This window comes from Nonomuraea basaltis (assembly GCF_005893125.1).
Lineage (GTDB): Bacteria > Actinomycetota > Actinomycetes > Streptosporangiales > Streptosporangiaceae > Nonomuraea > Nonomuraea basaltis.
In genome coordinates this window covers 1-15,799 of sequence record NZ_VCJS01000268.1, presented here as the reverse complement: position 1 = coordinate 15,799, position 15,799 = coordinate 1, and the positions used below count along the sequence as shown (strand labels likewise).

Here is a 15,799-nt window from a genome sequence, read left to right as displayed (position 1 = left end):
GGGCGGGGGCGGCGGGCTCGGGCATCAGCGGCCCGGCGGCCGACTCGGTGTGCATGAGGTCGCCGAGCACCGAGCTGATCTCCGTCAGCCGCCGCACGACCTCGGTGTGCGTGTTGGTCAGGTATTCGACCCGGCGCCCCGCCTGCTCGTCCAGCGTGGCGGTCCGCTGCCGCGCGTCCGCCAGCATCGACTCCGCCTCGGCGCGCGCTCCCGTGAGCAGCTGCTCGGCCTGCGCGTTGGCGGACTGCAGGAGCTGGTCCGACTCGGCCTGCGCCGCGGACAGCACCCGCTCCGCCTCGGCGTGCGAGTGGCGCAGGGCCTCCTCCGCCTCGGTGCGGGCGGCGTTGAGCTGCTCCTCGGCGTCCGCGCCCGCCTGCGCGAGCATCCGCTCCGCCGCCTGCGTCGCCTCGTTCACCCGGCGCTCCGCCTCGGCCTGCGCGGAGGTGAGGATCTTGTCGGCGGTCTCGCGGGACGACGTCAGCAGCCGGTCGGCCTCCGACTTGGCCGCGTCGCGCACGCCGGCGGCCTCGGACTCGGCGTCCGCCCTCTTCGACGCCGCCTCCTCCTCGCCGAGCTTGAGAATCTGGGCGAGCCTGGGACTGAGGTCGTCGTAGCTCTGCGGCGCCTCGACCATGCGCCGCCTGGCCTCCGCCAGCTCGATGCGGCCTTGTTCGGCCTGGTCGATCGCCCGTGCCAGCCGCTCCTCCAGATCCCGTATCTGGTTACGGGTGCGCATCATGAAGTCGTGGACCTGGCGGCGGTTGTAGCCGCGCATCACGACTTCGAAGGTGTCCTCTTGCATCAGATCGGGGATGCTCTCGTGCTGGTTCATCATGGGGGTTACCTAAGGGTGGTTTGCGTGAGGCGGGGGAAAACTGCGGGTTGTGAGGGTCTGACGACGAGACGTCAGGAAACGACTTTCCTGCCATCTGCCCACGTCCGCAACCGGAACGCCATACCCGAGCCGGGAATTACGATGTGACGAATGTACATAGCAGCGTTGGACAATGGAGCAGTCCCGGACATACACCCCAAAGCGTACGTCGCGCCCGGTGCGACCGTGGTCGGAAGGGTCCGGATCGGCCAGGCGTCCAGCATCTGGTACGGCTCCGTTCTCCGCGGGGACGACGAGCGGATCGAGATCGGCGAGCAGTGCAACGTTCAAGATCTGTGCTGCCTGCACGCCGACCCCGGTGAGCCCGCGATCCTGGAGGACCGGGTCAGCCTGGGCCACAAGGCCATGGTCCACGGCGCCCACGTGGAGTCCGGCGCGCTGATCGGCATCGGCGCGATCGTGCTCGGCGGCGCCCGGGTCGGCGCGGGCACGCTGGTGGCCGCCGGGGCGCTCGTCGGCCCGGGCAAGAAGATCCCGTCCGGCGTGCTGGTCGCCGGCGTGCCCGGGAAGATCGTGCGCGAGCTCACCGACGACGACCGGGCGTCCTTCGCCCGTACGCCGGACAACTACATGGCCAAGGCGCTCAGGCACCGGCAGGCGTCATCGCTTTGATCAGGACCGCGTCCGACACCGAGGCGTCGTTGAGCGGGTCGGCGTATTCCGGCAGCTCCGGCCGCAGGAAGCGGACGAAGTCGACGGTCAGCTTGAGGTCGGGCTGTCCCTTGACCTGCTTGGCGTTGGCCTTGGCCGCGTCCTTCTTGAGCGTGCTGTAGCTGTCCCAGTCGGTGTAGGCGGTGATGCCCCACTGCAGCACGTCGGGAAGGGTCGAGGGCCAGCGATGACCCACCTTCCACTTGCCACCGTCCTCCTTGTACAGCGCGACGAAGACGCGGCCGACCCTGGCCAGGACGAGCTCCACCCAGCCGCTCTTGACGGCCAGTTCCTTCGGCTTGGAGCTGCCGTCCTTGGTGTACTTCACCTCGACCTGGCCGCTTTTCTCGCCGGTGCCGGTGGTGACCGACACCCAGTTGGGGTTGGCGTACGAGCCGGGCTGGCGGGCCATCAGGCCGCCGAGCGAGAACTTCCGCTTGGGCTGGCCGCCGTTCTTGCCCTCGACCTTGACCCGGGCGTGCATGACGATGTCGCCGGCGAGATCCTGGTACACGAAGGGACCGCGGAAGCCGTCGAACCACGCCGAGGTGTTCGGCTCCAGGTACATCGAGCCCTTCACGGTCTTGTTGACGTCGAGCTTGACGATCCGGTCGACGTCCTTCTCGGTCTTGCTCAGCTTGGTCCACATCGACAGGTCGTTCGCGCCGCCGAACTCCGTCGAGGCCTGGCCGACCTCCCCGCCGGGCGCCGGCGGCGTGGCCTTGTCAAGGGTGACCACGCCGGGCCCGCTGGGCGTAGGCTGTGCCGACGTAGTCGTACCGCACCCGGCGAGCACGCTCACGACCGCTAACGACACTGCTACCTTCGCCCTCATAGCGCACATTCTGCCGTGAAATGCCGATGGTTGATCCGACCACTCCCAGTACCATGACGGCCGTGCCACCCTGGGATGCGTTCACCGCCGCCGAGGCCGAGGTCCGCGCGATGGTCGCGGACCCGCGTTGGCAAGGGCTTTCCCTGCCCGATCGCGCCCATGTCCTGGCCGCCAGAATTCTTGTGACCCCAGATGGCGACCGGTGGCTCTTCGGCAGGCACGCGCGCTGGCATCTCCACGACCCCGCGGACGGCCGCTGGCACCTGGCGCCGCCGCCGAGGACCGCGCGGGCGCGCCAGGTGGGGCATCCCGCGGCGGCCCTGCCGGACTCCGTGATCCCGTACGGCCCGGACTTCCACGCGGAGCCGGGCTCCACCCAGGCGTTCATCGGCCCGGACGTGTCGGCGGACCTGACCGAGCGGCTCAGGGTGCTGTTGCGGGCCAGCGGCCGCAAATCGGAACTGGACTACCCGCTGACGGCCTTCGACGAGATCTTCGCCTCCGACGTGCCGAGCACGGTGGCGGCCATCTGGGGCACGATCATGTGGTGCGCGTACGCGCCGGCCTTCGACGGCAACGAGCGGCTGATCACCGTGTTCGGCGAATACCTGCGCCGTCCCCTGCCCGGCGACGAGTGGGTGCGCTGGCTGCCCGCGCCGTCGCTGGCCGATCTCGTCACGCTCGTGACCGAGCGGGCGCGGGCCGGCCGCTCGCGTGCCGCGATCAGGCTGGCCGCCGTGATGGCGGACACGGCGCAGATCCTGATGTCCGACACCCGCTTCAGGCCGCGGGCGCTCGCGCTGCTCACCATGGTGGAGCCCGTGCTGCGGCAGCCTGGGCTCGACGACGCCTGCCCGGACGACGAGGCGGTGCGCCGGGCGTGGCTGGGCCGGTGCCCCGCGCGGCTGGGCCGGGCGCTGCTCGTGGAGACCGGTCCGGAGGCGCACTTCTCCCACTCGGTCTACGACCTGGCCGAGGCGCTGGCGTTCATGCCGGATCCGGCCAGGGCCGCGGCCACGTTCCTGGCCGATCTGTCGGATTCCAGAGGCCTGCTGCCCGCCCGGCTGGATCACCGGCTCAGGATGGCGTACGAGGGCTTGGCGCGGGCCGGGCTCACGGGGACCTCCGCGAGGGAGTCGACCGAGCCGGACGGCTTTCCCGTACGGGCTCGGCCGGGCGGGGTGTCGACCGCGCCGGCGCCGGTGCTGGAGGTGACACCGCCCGGCCGGGCGAGCGCGGCGGCGGTGCTCGGGGCCGCGTACGCCACCGGGCTGGCGTGGGGCAGGCTGACGGGAGCCAAGGTGCCGGAGCGCGGGCTGGCCCGGCAGTCGGAACTGGTGAGCAGGCTCATCCATGAACGCGATGATCACCACGAACACGACAGCGGCCACCTCTAAACCGCTAATACCGCTATTTCACCCTAACCACACCTATATCGTTCTAACACTCTAGTGATCGCAATTTCGCTGAATTGTGATCTCGGATTCGGGAAATGATCCCAGTGGGCCCGGCGACACGGAAAGGAATGACTCCGATGGGCCATGTCGCCGAAGGCGGGCAGCGCCGTAACCTCGTAGAGGGTGTGGGCTGCGGAAGAGGAAGGACGACGCGGTGGGGCACAACGACCTGGACTCTCGGGTCCACGACCGTGTCGCGTTGGACGAGATTGCGCTCTACGCCGAGGTGCTCACGGCCGTGGCTGTCAGCGAGCGGCGGCTGACCTTGGACGAACTCGACGACGCGCTCGGATTGCGGACTTCGGCGAGCCGCTGAAGGACCATCACGATTACTAGCCCCGGGGACCTAGTTCCCGGGGTTTCGCATAACTAGTCACTTGCCTCCGCCAAATAGAGGAGGGCTCACATATTGAGGAGGGCTCATATTAAGACCGGACGAGACGCGCGATCGCGGCCGAGGCTTCCTTTACCTTCGCCTCCGCCTCCGGACCGCCGGTGTTGATCGCGTCGGCCACGCAGTGCGAGATGTGCTCCTCCAACAGCCCGAGCGCCACCGCCTGCAGCGCCCGCGTGGCCGCGGAGACCTGGGTGAGCACGTCGATGCAGTAGGCGTCGTCATCGACCATCCGCTGCAGACCGCGGATCTGACCCTCGATTCGCCTGAGCCGCGTCAGATAGGACTGCTTGTCTCCGCTATACCCATGCATGCTTCTACGGTACCCGTAACAGGTATTGCTCAGCGAAGATCCGTGATCAGCTTCTCCCACTGCTCGGCCACCTCGTCGGCCGAGTGACGCAGCGCGGTGTCCAGCGCCCCCGCCGCCAGGGAGCGCCGCCTGCGCTCGTCGTCGATCAGCGCCAGCAGCGCTGCGGCGAACAGCTGCGGCTCGCTCTCGGCCGCCGGCACCAGCACCCCGTTGTAGCCCGTGGCCACGAACTCCGTCGGCCCCCTGGCCCCCTCGAAGGCCACCACCGGCACTCCGCACCCCATGGCCTCCAGCACCGTCATGGCCTGGTCCTCGCCGCGCGAGGTGTTGGCCACGATCGACGCCTTGGCGAACTCGCCGGCCAGGTCCGGCGTGGTGCCCATGAAATAGACGTGGTTGTGCAGGTTGAGCTCGCGCACCAGCGAGCGCAGCCGCCGCTCCTCCGGGCCGCCGCCGTAGAGCCTCAGCCGCCAGTCCGGCCGCTTGTCGGCCACGATGGCGAACGCCCTGATCAGCCGGTCGTACGCCTTGGCCGGCACCCACCGCCCGCCGGCGGCCACGATCCTGTTGTCCATCCGCGAGCGAGGCCAGGGACCGGCCGGCAGCGCGTCCAGCACGGAGTGCACGACGGGCCCGCCGTCCAGGAGCCTGGTCCACTCCTCCTGCGCCGGCTCCGTGGCCGTCACGACGGCGCTCAGGCGCGGGTAGAAGCGCTTCACGGGCCCGGGCACGACCGGCCGCCCCCACTCCCTGGCGATCTTCAGCAGCTCGCGGGGAGCATGCCTGGCGGCCTGGACGCCGAGCCCCGGCCTGGTCGTGATCAGAACGTCGGTCTTGAGGCCGCGCAGCACCCGCCACAGCGCCACCTCGGTGCGCACCTGACCGCGTGGGAGCAGGTGCTTGACCCCGGGCCTGGCGTCGACCACGCTGCGCATGGTCACGTTGGGGCCGACGGAGAAGAACGGCTTCTCCTTCTGGCGCCGGACGCTGATCACCTCGACCTCGTGCCGCTTCGCCAGCGCGGAGGCGAGGTTGAGCGTGGCGCGCACGTCGCCCCGCATGCCGTAGGCGGAGGGCAGGACCAGGCTGACCTTCATCCGCCCACCTCGATGCGCAGCTCGTCGTCGGCGGTGTAGCAGGGCCTGATGGGCACGCCGTCCACCTCGGCCGAGGGATAGTGCAGCCGGCGCCGCTTGCCGTCCACGTCGTCGAGCCGCGCCCCCAGCCTCAGCGCCGTGGGCACGCCCTCGACCTGCAGCGCGGGTTCCCAGGTGCCGGACTCCTCGGGATCGGCGGCGACCACGTCCACGAGCGACACGGCCGCGTGGAAGCGTACGCCCTGGACGTAGGCCGTGGCCGTCACCCGCGCGCTCGTCTGCCTGCGGTCCAGGGTCAGCGTGGCCTCGTGGCGGTCGTCGTCGTCCTCGAGCCCGGTGTAGGCCAGCAGGCCCATGACCTCGAAGCGGCCCTCCCTGAACCAGATCGCGCGCACCTCGGCCACCGGGTCCGCCTCGGAGATCTTCAGCGCCAGGAAGCCGTTGCGGGTGCGGTAGGAGCGGTAGGCGAGGGTCCGCTTGCACAGGGCGTACGCGTCCAGGTGGTCGAGCGAGAAGCCCGGATCGACGCTGCGCAGCCTGCTGCGCTTGCCGTCCGCCCCCCGCAGGTACGCGTCCCAGCGCCCGGCCGTGAGGTCCAGCGGCGCCAGCGAGACCGCCAGCGTGGCCTCACGCGCCCGCGCGCCTGGCGTCCCGAGCCGCACGTCGCGTTCGACCCCCGTGGTCCGATGCCTGAGTACGAGTTCGGTGCCGGCTTGTAGTGGTTCGTCGATGGCGAGTCTCAGGGAGAGCACGTCCGCCAGGGTGACCTCGGCGTCGGTGACGACGACGCCCATCACGAGCCCCCTCCCCCTCGAATAGAGCCATGCGACGTTGAGGTTACCGTGATTTTCCCGTTATGTGGATGGCAGATTTCGTGCAACCACGCCCGTTGACGTGCGCAACTCCTCCACATGACCTGTGGAGGAGTCCGACTTTCAGCGGTCAGGAAGCGCCTTTGACGGATTTGATCAAGAGCTGGGCCACGTCGACGACTTCGAGCGACTCCTTGGCCTCGCCGGTGTTCTTCTTCTCGTTGATCGCGTCACCCAGCATCACCATGCAGAACGGGCAGGCCGTGGAGACGGTGTCGGGGTTCGTGGTCAGCGCCTCGTCCACGCGCTCGGTGTTGATGCGCTTGCCGATGCGCTCCTCCATCCACATGCGCGCGCCGCCGGCGCCGCAGCAGAAGCCGCGGTCCTTGTGGCGGTGCATCTCCTGGGTCGTGACGCCGGGCACCTTCGACATGATGTCGCGGGGCTGGGAGTAAACCTTGTTGTGGCGTCCGAGGAAGCACGGGTCGTGGTAGGTGATCTTCTCCTCGATCGGCGTGATCGGGGTGAGCAGGCCCTCGTCGACGAGCTTCGACAGCAGCTGCGTGTGGTGCACGACCTCGTACGCGCCGCCGAGCTGCGGATATTCGTTGGCCAGCGTGTTGAAGCAGTGCGGGCAGGTGGCGACGATCTTCTTGACGCCCGCCTCGTTGAGGGTCTCGATGTTCTGCTGGGCGAGCATGTTGAACAGGTACTCCATGCCCAGGCGGCGGGCCGGGTCACCGGTGCACGCCTCCATCGGGCCGAGCACCGCGAACTTCACGCCCGCGATGTGCAGCAGCTCCGCCACGGCCTTGGTGGTCTTCTTGGCCCGGTCTTCGAGCGCGCCCGCGCAGCCCACCCAGAACAGGTATTCGGCGTCCTCGGGCATCTTCTCGTCGACGACGTCGACTTCGAAGTCGAGCTCGGCGACCCAGTCGGCGCGCTTCATCTCGGACATGCCCCACGGGTTGCCCTTGTTCTCCAGGTTCTTGACCATCACGCCCGCCTCGGACGGGAACGACGACTCCACCATCACCTGGTAGCGGCGCATGTCGAGAATGTGGTCGATGTGCTCGATGTCTACCGGGCACTGCTCGACGCAGGCGCCGCAGTTGGTGCACGACCACAGCACGTCCGGGTGGATCACGCCGTCCTCGCCCACCAGCGGCTTCTCCAGCAGCGCCAGCACGTCGGTGTCCTTGTGCTCGACGCCGCCCGCGGCCGCCATCAGGTAGGGGGCCACCTTGAAGGCGTGGTCACGCTGGTCGAGGATGAGCATCTTCGGCGACAGCGGCTTGTCGGTGTTCCACGCCGGGCACTGCGACTGGCAGCGGCCGCACTCCGTACAGGAGTAGAAGTCCAGGAACCCCTTCCACGTGGTGTCGCCGATCTTGCCGCGCCCGAGCCGCTCCGGATCGAGGTCCTCGTCCTCGAAGTCGACCTTCTTGCCGTCCACGCGCATCTCCACCGCGGCGCCCATGCCGTCGGGGCGGCGCGAGAAGAGCACGTTGAGCGGGGCGGTGAAGATGTGCAGGTGCTTGGAGTTCACCACGATGACCAGGAACACCAGCATGAAGCCGATGTGCAGGAGCAGCGCGATGTCCTCCAGCAGCGCGCTCCCGGGCAGCACGTCGCCGAGCGCGAGAGAGACGAACGCGCCCGAGGTGTAGGAAAGGTTGCCGTTGGCGGCGGCCGCGCCGCGGGCGAGGAAGAGCGTCCAGATGATGTTGAAGATCATGAACAGGACGAGCCACGCGCCGCCGAGGTGAGAGCCGGAGAAGCGTGAGGTGCGGCCGAGCGTCTTGGGCGAGTTCTTGATGCGGATGACCGCGAAGGCGACCAGGCCGAGCAGACACGCGACCGCGATGAAGTCCTGCAGGAAGCCGAGCACGCCCCAGGTCCCGATGAGCGGGATGTGGAAGTTCGGCCGGCCGGTGATCGCGCCCTGGATGATCGCGCCGTACGCCTCGATGTAGACGGTCAGCAGGATGAAGAACGCCCACATGACGAAGAAGTGCGCGACGCCCGACGGCGTCCACTTGAGCAGCTTCTTCTGCCCGAACACCTCGACGAGCTGCGCCTTGAGCTCGTCGCCCGCATGCGTCTTGGCGTATTCGATCCGCTCGGGCGCAGGCGGGCCCACAGTGGCGAGCTTGTACAGGAACAGCGCCCTGCGGCCGGCGACGGCCACCGCCAGGACGGTCATGACGAGCCCGATGATGGCTACCCAGAGCACGGGATCCTCCCACAGACGACGTTGGCTGTCAGCGTACGGTCAGCCGCTTCACAGACCACTACCTCGAATCCTACCTGCGGGTAACATTTCCGAGGTACGCGACATACCCTATGGTCATCGGCCTGTTCAGAACAATGCTCTAGCCCGTGAAGTACCTCTGGATAGTGGGCGCGAGCAACTCCACCAGTTCCTCGGTGCCGGCGCTCGCGAGCGGCTCCAGCTTGATCACGTAACGGCCCATGATCACGCCGTACATCTGGCCGAACGCGGCCTCGATCCGCAGATGCGGCACCCCGAGCCGGTCGGCCACCTGGAAGAGCAGCGCGTTGCTGATGAACTCACGGAACATCGCGGCCGCCTGCTCATTGGTCAAGGCGGAGCGGATCAGCGCGATCATCGGCTCGCGCGTCTCCGGCGACGCGGTGACGGTCAAGATCATGCGGACGAGCCGCTCCCCGATTTCTTCGCGGGGGCCGTCGAGCAGCAGCGGGATCACATCGCCGGGGGTGATCGGCAGCTGCATGGCCGCCGCGAACATGCCCTCCTTGGTCGCGAAGTAGTGGTGCACGAGTGCCGGATCGACCTTGGCCTCCCTGGCGATGCCGCGCACGGTCGCCTTGTCGAACCCCTTCTCGGAGAACACCCTCCTGGCCGCCGCGAGAATCTCCCCGCGCGTGTCGGCCGAACCCGGCCTGCGCCCGGGACCCCGCTTCACCGTGCTCACGGCGTCACCGCCCCACCGCCAGGTAGACCCGCATCGGCACGGACAGCACGCCCTCCGGGAACTCCTCGCGCAGCTCCGCCCGCCGTCGCTCCACCAGCGCGTCGGCCGCCTCCGGCGACAACGCCGCCATGTACGAGTGTGAACGCAGGTCCAGCAGGAAGTCCTCGATCCCGATCAGCCTCGTCCACGGGATCCAGCGCTCCTCGATCACCTCGAAGGCCGAGGCGATGGGCGGCACCGACCACTGCTCGACCGCCGGCCCCCAGTAGGCGGGGACCTCGGCGGCCAGCCGGGCCTCGTAGGCGGCCAGCCAGTCGGCCTGCGCGGCGTGGTTGAGGTTCCAGCAGCCCACGATCGCGCCCCGCCGCCGCAGCACCCGCCTGGCCTCGGAGATCGACACCACCGGATCCAGCCAGTGCCACGACTGGGCGTACGTCACCAGATCGGCCACCCCGTCGCCGAGCGGCAACGCGTTGCCGTCCCCCTGCACGGCCGCGACGGCGGGCGTACCGCTCCCCGACCGGGACATGAGGCGGGTCAGCATCCCCGCGCCCGGGTCGACCGCGATGACGTGCGAGCCGCGCGCCCTGAGCGCCCGCGTCAGGATGCCCGTGCCCGCCCCGATGTCCACCGTCGTGGCGCCGTCGAGGTCGACGCCGGACAGCTCGATGACGGCGCGGTACATCTCGTCCGGATAGCTGGGCCGGCCCGCGTCGTAGGCGTCCGCCACGCGGTCGAACACCCTGGCCAGATCCTTCGTAGGTCCTGAGTTCATGTGGACGCCGCCAGGTGCAGCCTGGCGAAGGCCAGCCCCTCCGCCAGATCGTCGATCCGCTCGGTACGGCTGGCCGCCTTACGGGTGTTGACCTCGAGGACGACCAGGCCGGAGTAGCCGGTGCCGGCCAGCCGCTCCAGCATCTGGGCGCACGGCTGGTTGCCCCTGCCGGGGACCAGGTGCTCGTCCTTGTTCGTCACGCCGATGCCGTCCGCCAGATGCAGGTGGGCGAGCCGGTCACCGAGCTTGACGGCCATCTCCATGGCGTCGGAGCCCGACACGGCCGTGTGCGACAGGTCCAGGGTGACCTGCGGGAAGTCGTGGTCGATCGGGTTCCAGTCGGGCGAGTAGGGCACCACGTCGTTGCCCCTGGCGCGGAGCGGGAACATGTTCTCGACCGCGAACGAGACGTCCGTCTCGTCGCGCATCCTGGCCAGCCCCGCCTCGAAGTCGCGCGCGTAGTCGCGTTGCCAGCGGAACGGCGGGTGGACCACGACCGTCGAGGCCCGCAGGCGCTCGGCCGCCTTCTGCGCCTTGACCAGCTTGGCCCAGGGGTCGCGGCCCCAGACGCGCTGCGTCACCAGCAGGCAGGGCGCGTGGATGGCCAGGACCGGGATCTCGTAGTGATCGGAGAGCCGCTCGATCACGTCGATGTCCTGGCTCACCGGGTCGGCGCCGACCATGATCTCGACGCCGTCGTAGCCCAGGCGGGCGGCCAGTTCGAACGCGTCGGGAGTGCGTTCCGGATATACCGAAGCAGTGGACAATGCGATCTTCGCATTGGGCACGCGGATGACATCAGCCACGCTGCCAGCCTAAGCCGGTGGAGCCGTTCTGGCGCGCAGAGCCCCCATGGTGGGCCGCGTTCAGCGGCTCACCACAGGCAGCGGAGCGCCTATCGTGGGCCGCGTTCAGCGGCTCACGACAGGTTGCGGAGCACCTATGGTGGGCCGCGTTCAGCGGCTCACCACAGGCAGCGGAGCGCCTACCGTTGGGGCATGCCACGGATAGCGAAGGGTGCGATCCCGAGCCCGAACATCTGGAACGCGCCCCAGGTCTACGAGCTGGAGAACCGCGCCGTCGATCCCGAGGGAGCGGCCGACGCGGCGATGCGCGCCCTGCGCCCCTGGGACGGCGCCACCGTGCTCGACATCGGCTGCGGCACCGGCTACCACCTGCCGGTCCTGGCCTCGGAGGCGTCTCGGGCGATCGGCGTGGAGCCGCACGGCGACCTCGCCGTGCGGGCCCGCCGCCGCTGCGCCGGGCTGGCCAACGTGACCGTGCACGCCGCCTCAGCCCAGGACCTGCCACTGCCGGACGCGAGCGTGGACGTGGCGATCGCGCGCTGGGCGTACTTCTTCGGCCCCGGCTGCGAGCCGGGGCTGCGCGAGCTGTCCAGGGTGGTACGCCGCGGCGGCGCGGCCTTCGTCATCGACCTGGACGCCGCGCGGGGATCGTTCGGGCGGTGGTTCTCGCGTACCGTGCCCTCCTACTCCGCCCGCGACGTCGAGGCTTTCTGGGACCGTCAGGGGTGGCAGCGGCAGCCGCTCGACCTGCGGATGGCCTTCGAGCGCCGGGCGGACCTGGAGGCGGTGCTGCGCATCGAGTTCGCGCCCGACGTGGCCGAGCAGGCCATCGCCGAGACGCCCGGCCTGGAGCTGCCGTATCCGAACGTGCTGCGCTGGCGCTACTACTGAGTGGCCGTGGCGGCTTGACATTGACGTCGGTGTCAACGTTTACGGTGGTGGCATGCGCATCGGTGAGCTGGCGGAACGCACCGGAGTGAGCACCCGCTCGCTCCGCTACTACGAACAGCACGGGTTGCTGCGCGCCCGGCGTGGATCCAACGGCTACCGGCAGTACACCGAGGAGGACGTCAAGCTGGTCTCCGAGATCCGGGCGCTGCTGGCGGTGGGGTTCACGCTGGAGGACACCCGGCCGTTCGTGGACTGTCTGCGCAGGGGGCACAGCACGGGCGGCTCGTGCGCCGAGTCGGTCGAGGTCTACGAGCGCAAGCTCAACCAGATCGACGACGAGATCCGCGTCCTGCTCGCCCGCCGCGCCGAGGTCGCCGCCCAGCTCGCCCAGTCGTGCCCAGGTTGTTTCGTAAGGGGATAAAAATGATCAAGCTGACCACGGAGAACTTCGAGGAGCAGGTGCTCAAGAGCGAGAAGCCGGTGCTGGTGGACTTCTGGGCCGAGTGGTGCGGCCCCTGCCGGATGGTGGCGCCCGTGCTCGAGCAGATCGAGGCGGAGCACGGCCTGACGATCGGCAAGCTCAACACGGACGAGAACCCGGCGATCATGGCCAAGTACGGCGTGATGGGCATCCCCACGCTGCTGCTGTTCGAGAACGGCGAGCCGGTCAAGCGAGTCGTCGGTGCCAAGCCCAAGCGCCTGCTGGAGTCCGACCTGGGCCTGACGTAGTCGCTCCGGCCCGGAAACGACTGGAAAAGCCCTGCCCCGTACGGCGGAGCGCGTTCGTGGACGGAGAGACGCCGCCGGACTAACTCGAAGATTGTCGGTCGGTGCCGCTAGCCTGCTCCGCATGGCCAAGACAGCCCCGAAGCCCGGATACCGCTGTGCCGAATGCGGTTGGCGCACCACCAAATGGGTGGGCAGGTGCGGCGAGTGCCAGGCGTGGGGCACTGTCGACGAGGAGGGCGCGCGGGCCGGCGTCAACGTCGTCCAGGCAGGCGCCACCACCGCGCCCGCCCTGCCGATCGGCCAGGTCAAGGCCGAGATGGCGACCGCCCGCACGACGGGCGTGAGCGAGCTCGACCGGGTGCTGGGCGGCGGCCTGGTGCCCGGCGCGGTCGTGCTGCTGGCGGGCGAGCCCGGCATCGGTAAGTCCACGCTGCTGCTGGAGGCCGCGGCCCGCATCGCCGAGCGCGAGACGGTCCTCTACGTGACGGGCGAGGAGTCGGCCGCCCAGGTGCGGCTGCGCGGCGACCGCATCGGCGCCATCCAGCCCAATCTCTACCTGGCCGCGGAGACCGAGCTGTCCGCTCTGGTCACCCATGTGGAGAAGGTCCAGCCCACGATGCTCGTGGTGGACTCGGTGCAGACGATCGGCTCCGTCCAGGCCACCGGCGTGCCCGGCGGGGTGACGCAGGTGCGCGAGGTTGCGGCCAACCTCGTGCGCCTGGCCAAGGAGCGCAACATGTCCACCGTGCTCGTCGGCCACGTCACCAAGGAGGGCTCGATCGCCGGCCCCCGCACGCTCGAGCACCTGGTCGACGTCGTGCTCAGCTTCGAAGGCGACCACCACTCCAGGCTCCGCATGGTCCGCGCGATCAAAAACCGCTACGGCCCCACCGACGAGATCGGCTGCTTCGACCTGCACGAGCGCGGCATCGAGGGCATCACCGACCCGAGCGGCCTGTTCGTCTCCCGGCGCAGCGAGCCGGTGGCCGGCACCTGCGTCACGGTCACGGTCGAGGGCACCCGCCCGCTGCCCGCCGAGGTGCAGGCGCTGGTCGCCCGTACCGAGGCGCAGCAGCCCAGGCGCACCTCGTCCGGGCTCGACACCTACCGCGTGCAGATGATCCTCGCGGTCCTCGAGCGTCGGCTCAACGCGCGCCTCGGCGGCTGCGACGTGTTCACCGCGACCGTGGGCGGCATCAAGCTGGCCGACCCGGCCGTGGATCTGTCGGTCATGCTGGCAGTGGCCAGCGCCGCCGGCGACAAGCCGCTGCCCGCCGGGCTGGTGGCGCTCGGCGAGGTGGGCCTGGCCGGCGAATTGCGGCCGGTCAGGGATGTGCGCAGAAGGCTCACGGAGGCCGCCAGGCTGGGCTTCAAGCGGGCACTCGTCCCTGCCGGATCCCTGGAAGAAGGCGGTCGCAGGCGCAACGGTCAGCGCGCTTTGGTGCCGGTCGGGCCGGTGGCATTCGCGCCCGGGTTCGAGGTGGTCCAGGCGGAGAACGTCTGGGACGCCCTCACACACGTCACATAGCACGGCTAAGCTGAGCGGTGACCGATCGACACGGGGGTCAGGTGGATAGGAGTCTGGACGATCGCCGTCGCGAGGCCCTGGCGGCCGTAGCCCCGGGCACACCTCTGCGCGACGGCCTCGAGCGGATCCTGCGCGGGCAGACCGGCGGGCTGATCGTGCTCGGCTGCAACAGGGTCGTCGAAGAGGTCTGCAGCGGCGGTTTCGAGCTCGACGTCGACTTCTCCGCCACCAGGCTGCGCGAGCTGGCCAAGATGGACGGCGCGATCGTGCTGAGCGACGACCACAAGATCGTACGCGCCGCCGTGCACCTCGTGCCCGACCCGTCCATCCCCACCGACGAGTCCGGCACCCGTCACCGCACCGCCCAGCGCGTCGCCAGGCAGACGGGCCTGCCCATCATCGCGATCAGCAAGTCGATGCGGATCATCGCGCTCTACCTCGACGGCATCCGCTACGTCATGGAGGAGTCCGCGGCCATCCTGTCCAAGGCCAACCAGGCCCTGGCCACCCTAGAGCGCTACAAGCACCGCCTGGACGAGGTCTCCGGCACCCTGTCGGCCCTGGAGATCGAGGACCTGGTCACCGTGCGCGACGTGGTCGCCGTCGTTCAGCGCCTCGAAATGGTCCGCCGCATCTCCGACGAGATCAAGGGCTACGTGGTGGAGCTCGGCACAGACGGCCGCCTCCTGTCCCTGCAGCTCGACGAGCTGGTCGCCGGCGTCGACTCGGAGCGCGAGCTGATCATCCGCGACTACCTCCCCGCCCCCGCCCCCCGCCGCCAGAAACGCCTGGTGGAGGCCCTGCACGACCTCGACAAGATGTCCGGCAACGATCTCCTCGATCTCTCGGCCGTCGCCCAGGTCCTGGGCCACAGCGGCGTCGACACGCTCGACAGCCCGGTCAGCCCTCGCGGCTTCCGCCTCCTCGCCAAGGTCCCCCGCCTGCCGGCCACGGTGGTGGACCGCCTGGTCAACCATTTCGGCGGCCTCCAGAAGCTGCTGGCCGCCAGCATCGACGATCTGCAGGCTGTCGGAGGCGTCGGAGAATCCCGAGCGCGCAGCGTCCGCGAGGGCCTCTCCCGCCTCGCCGAATCCTCCATCCTGGAGCGCTACGTCTAACGGCCCCCCGCGACGGTGCGATCAGATGGGTAGGCCAAGAGGCACGCGCCCGGCGGCGCTCAGGGGATCAGCGACTCCTTGAAGTCTCCCCAAGACGGCTAGCGGAGGTGGAAGACGTTCTTGCCGCCGCGTAGCTCGCCCAGGCGAACGGTGGCCACATAAGTGCCCGGCAGAGCGGCCGGTGGGGCCTGGCGGCATTCGTTGCTGGAGCGGGTCCGGTCCCAGGTCAGCGTCCGGACGTACGGAACCCCCCGCTGGAGCTGCTTCATGTCCGTCCCCACGCCACTGACGCAGTCAGCCGAGGACCAGATGCGGTCCGCGCCCGACGTGATGCGGATCTCCATGGCGCGCGGCCCCACGTCGGCCACACACATCACGGGCCCGGCGTTCACCAGCATGACGATGAAGCTGGGCTGGACGTCCCCGGCGTAGACCTGGTCCTTGCCGCCCTGGAGGCTGAGGACGAGGTCCTCCTCGGCGCACGGCTCGCCGGGCCGCTTGGCCCGGCCGGTGGGGGTCGGCGTGGTGGGGCTGGGGG

At 69.5% G+C, this 15,799-nt stretch carries 17 protein-coding genes and 1 pseudogene; 8 read left to right on the top strand and 10 right to left on the bottom strand.

Annotated elements, in window-relative coordinates:
• The coding region (locus EJK15_RS59670) for a hypothetical protein (RefSeq protein ID WP_138719267.1) at window positions 1-835 on the bottom strand (835 nt) is incomplete at its 3' end.
• A 150-nt stretch (window positions 836-985) separates the two neighbouring features.
• Between EJK15_RS59670 and EJK15_RS59665 the strand changes: the two genes are divergently transcribed.
• Complete coding sequence (locus tag EJK15_RS59665) at window positions 986-1,507, top strand: gamma carbonic anhydrase family protein (RefSeq protein ID WP_138719266.1); 522 nt, start codon at window positions 986-988, stop codon at window positions 1,505-1,507.
• Here EJK15_RS59665 and EJK15_RS59660 read toward each other — a convergent pair.
• Window positions 1,479-2,285 (bottom strand): DUF1349 domain-containing protein, encoded by an 807-nt coding sequence (locus EJK15_RS59660; RefSeq protein ID WP_138719265.1) that lies wholly within the window; start codon window positions 2,283-2,285, stop codon window positions 1,479-1,481. The genes EJK15_RS59665 and EJK15_RS59660 overlap by 29 nt on opposite strands.
• A gap of 149 nt (window positions 2,286-2,434) precedes the next feature.
• Here EJK15_RS59660 and EJK15_RS59655 point away from each other — a divergent pair, with 149 nt between their 5' ends.
• Together EJK15_RS59655 and EJK15_RS72000 are read left to right on the top strand one after the other, a co-directional pair.
• On the top strand, window positions 2,435-3,778 hold the full coding sequence (locus EJK15_RS59655) for a hypothetical protein (RefSeq protein ID WP_138719264.1): 1,344 nt from the start codon (window positions 2,435-2,437) through the stop codon (window positions 3,776-3,778).
• A 214-nt stretch (window positions 3,779-3,992) separates the two neighbouring features.
• A complete protein-coding gene (locus EJK15_RS72000) occupies window positions 3,993-4,154 on the top strand; it encodes a hypothetical protein (RefSeq protein WP_171075218.1) in 162 nt (53 codons plus the stop codon).
• A 109-nt stretch (window positions 4,155-4,263) separates the two neighbouring features.
• Here the strand turns inward: EJK15_RS72000 and EJK15_RS59650 are convergent, their stop codons facing one another.
• The 7 genes from EJK15_RS59650 to EJK15_RS59620 all read right to left on the bottom strand — a co-directional run bounded on the left by EJK15_RS59650 (window position 4,264) and on the right by EJK15_RS59620 (window position 10,995).
• Window positions 4,264-4,545, bottom strand: a complete 282-nt coding sequence (locus EJK15_RS59650; RefSeq protein WP_138719263.1) for a metal-sensitive transcriptional regulator — start codon at window positions 4,543-4,545, stop codon at window positions 4,264-4,266.
• 29 nt (window positions 4,546-4,574) lie between these two features.
• On the bottom strand, window positions 4,575-5,642 hold the full coding sequence (locus EJK15_RS59645) for a glycosyltransferase (RefSeq protein ID WP_138719262.1): 1,068 nt from the start codon (window positions 5,640-5,642) through the stop codon (window positions 4,575-4,577).
• Entirely contained in the window at window positions 5,639-6,436 is a 798-nt protein-coding gene (locus EJK15_RS59640) for a hypothetical protein (protein ID WP_138719268.1), read from the bottom strand. Before EJK15_RS59640 ends, EJK15_RS59645 begins: the two co-directional genes overlap by 4 nt.
• Window positions 6,437-6,584: 148 nt before the next feature.
• Complete coding sequence (locus tag EJK15_RS59635) at window positions 6,585-8,690, bottom strand: (Fe-S)-binding protein (RefSeq protein WP_138719261.1); 2,106 nt, start codon at window positions 8,688-8,690, stop codon at window positions 6,585-6,587.
• A gap of 139 nt (window positions 8,691-8,829) precedes the next feature.
• Complete coding sequence (locus EJK15_RS59630; RefSeq protein WP_138719260.1) at window positions 8,830-9,414, bottom strand: TetR/AcrR family transcriptional regulator; 585 nt, start codon at window positions 9,412-9,414, stop codon at window positions 8,830-8,832.
• A 4-nt stretch (window positions 9,415-9,418) separates the two neighbouring features.
• A complete protein-coding gene (locus EJK15_RS59625; RefSeq protein ID WP_138719259.1) occupies window positions 9,419-10,189 on the bottom strand; it encodes a class I SAM-dependent methyltransferase in 771 nt (256 codons plus the stop codon).
• Entirely contained in the window at window positions 10,186-10,995 is an 810-nt protein-coding gene (locus EJK15_RS59620; protein ID WP_138719258.1) for a sugar phosphate isomerase/epimerase family protein, read from the bottom strand. The genes EJK15_RS59625 and EJK15_RS59620 overlap by 4 nt, the downstream gene beginning before the upstream one ends.
• 192 nt (window positions 10,996-11,187) lie before the next feature.
• On the opposite strand from EJK15_RS59620, the gene EJK15_RS59615 reads away from it, so the two are divergent.
• The 5 genes from EJK15_RS59615 (at window position 11,188) to disA (ending at window position 15,261) form a co-directional block, all read left to right on the top strand.
• Window positions 11,188-11,886, top strand: coding sequence for a class I SAM-dependent methyltransferase (locus EJK15_RS59615; RefSeq protein WP_138719257.1), 699 nt, complete (start codon window positions 11,188-11,190; stop codon window positions 11,884-11,886).
• 52 nt (window positions 11,887-11,938) lie between these two features.
• Window positions 11,939-12,307 carry a MerR family transcriptional regulator gene (locus EJK15_RS59610; RefSeq protein ID WP_138719256.1) on the top strand — a complete coding sequence of 123 codons (369 nt, stop codon included), beginning with the start codon at window positions 11,939-11,941 and terminating at the stop codon, window positions 12,305-12,307.
• A 2-nt stretch (window positions 12,308-12,309) separates the two neighbouring features.
• Window positions 12,310-12,615, top strand: a complete 306-nt coding sequence (gene trxA, locus EJK15_RS59605; protein ID WP_138719255.1) for a thioredoxin — start codon at window positions 12,310-12,312, stop codon at window positions 12,613-12,615.
• Between the two features lie 121 nt (window positions 12,616-12,736).
• Complete coding sequence (gene radA, locus EJK15_RS59600) at window positions 12,737-14,143, top strand: DNA repair protein RadA (RefSeq protein ID WP_138719254.1); 1,407 nt, start codon at window positions 12,737-12,739, stop codon at window positions 14,141-14,143.
• A gap of 41 nt (window positions 14,144-14,184) precedes the next feature.
• The gene (disA, locus tag EJK15_RS59595) at window positions 14,185-15,261 is read left to right on the top strand and encodes a DNA integrity scanning diadenylate cyclase DisA (protein ID WP_138719253.1); all 1,077 of its coding nucleotides are present in this window, start codon (window positions 14,185-14,187) and stop codon (window positions 15,259-15,261) included.
• Between the two features lie 98 nt (window positions 15,262-15,359).
• On the opposite strand, the pseudogene EJK15_RS59590 reads toward disA, so the two are convergent.
• Window positions 15,360-15,799 (bottom strand): annotated as a pseudogene (locus tag EJK15_RS59590) (hypothetical protein); the annotation flags it as partial.

Bases quoted from the DNA above. Each gene is read 5' to 3' on its own strand.
- EJK15_RS59625 (WP_138719259.1), bottom strand. From the start codon at position 10,189: ATGAACTCAGGACCTACGAAGGATCTGGCCAGGGTGTTCGACCGCGTG.
- EJK15_RS59610 (WP_138719256.1), top strand. From the start codon at position 11,939: ATGCGCATCGGTGAGCTGGCGGAACGCACCGGAGTGAGCACCCGCTCG.
- EJK15_RS59640 (WP_138719268.1), bottom strand. From the start codon at position 6,436: ATGGGCGTCGTCGTCACCGACGCCGAGGTCACCCTGGCGGACGTGCTC.
- EJK15_RS59645 (WP_138719262.1), bottom strand. From the start codon at position 5,642: ATGAAGGTCAGCCTGGTCCTGCCCTCCGCCTACGGCATGCGGGGCGAC.
- trxA (WP_138719255.1), top strand. From the start codon at position 12,310: ATGATCAAGCTGACCACGGAGAACTTCGAGGAGCAGGTGCTCAAGAGC.
- EJK15_RS59615 (WP_138719257.1), top strand. From the start codon at position 11,188: ATGCCACGGATAGCGAAGGGTGCGATCCCGAGCCCGAACATCTGGAAC.
- EJK15_RS59655 (WP_138719264.1), top strand. From the start codon at position 2,435: ATGACGGCCGTGCCACCCTGGGATGCGTTCACCGCCGCCGAGGCCGAG.
- EJK15_RS59665 (WP_138719266.1), top strand. From the start codon at position 986: ATGTACATAGCAGCGTTGGACAATGGAGCAGTCCCGGACATACACCCC.
- radA (WP_138719254.1), top strand. From the start codon at position 12,737: ATGGCCAAGACAGCCCCGAAGCCCGGATACCGCTGTGCCGAATGCGGT.
- EJK15_RS59650 (WP_138719263.1), bottom strand. From the start codon at position 4,545: ATGCATGGGTATAGCGGAGACAAGCAGTCCTATCTGACGCGGCTCAGG.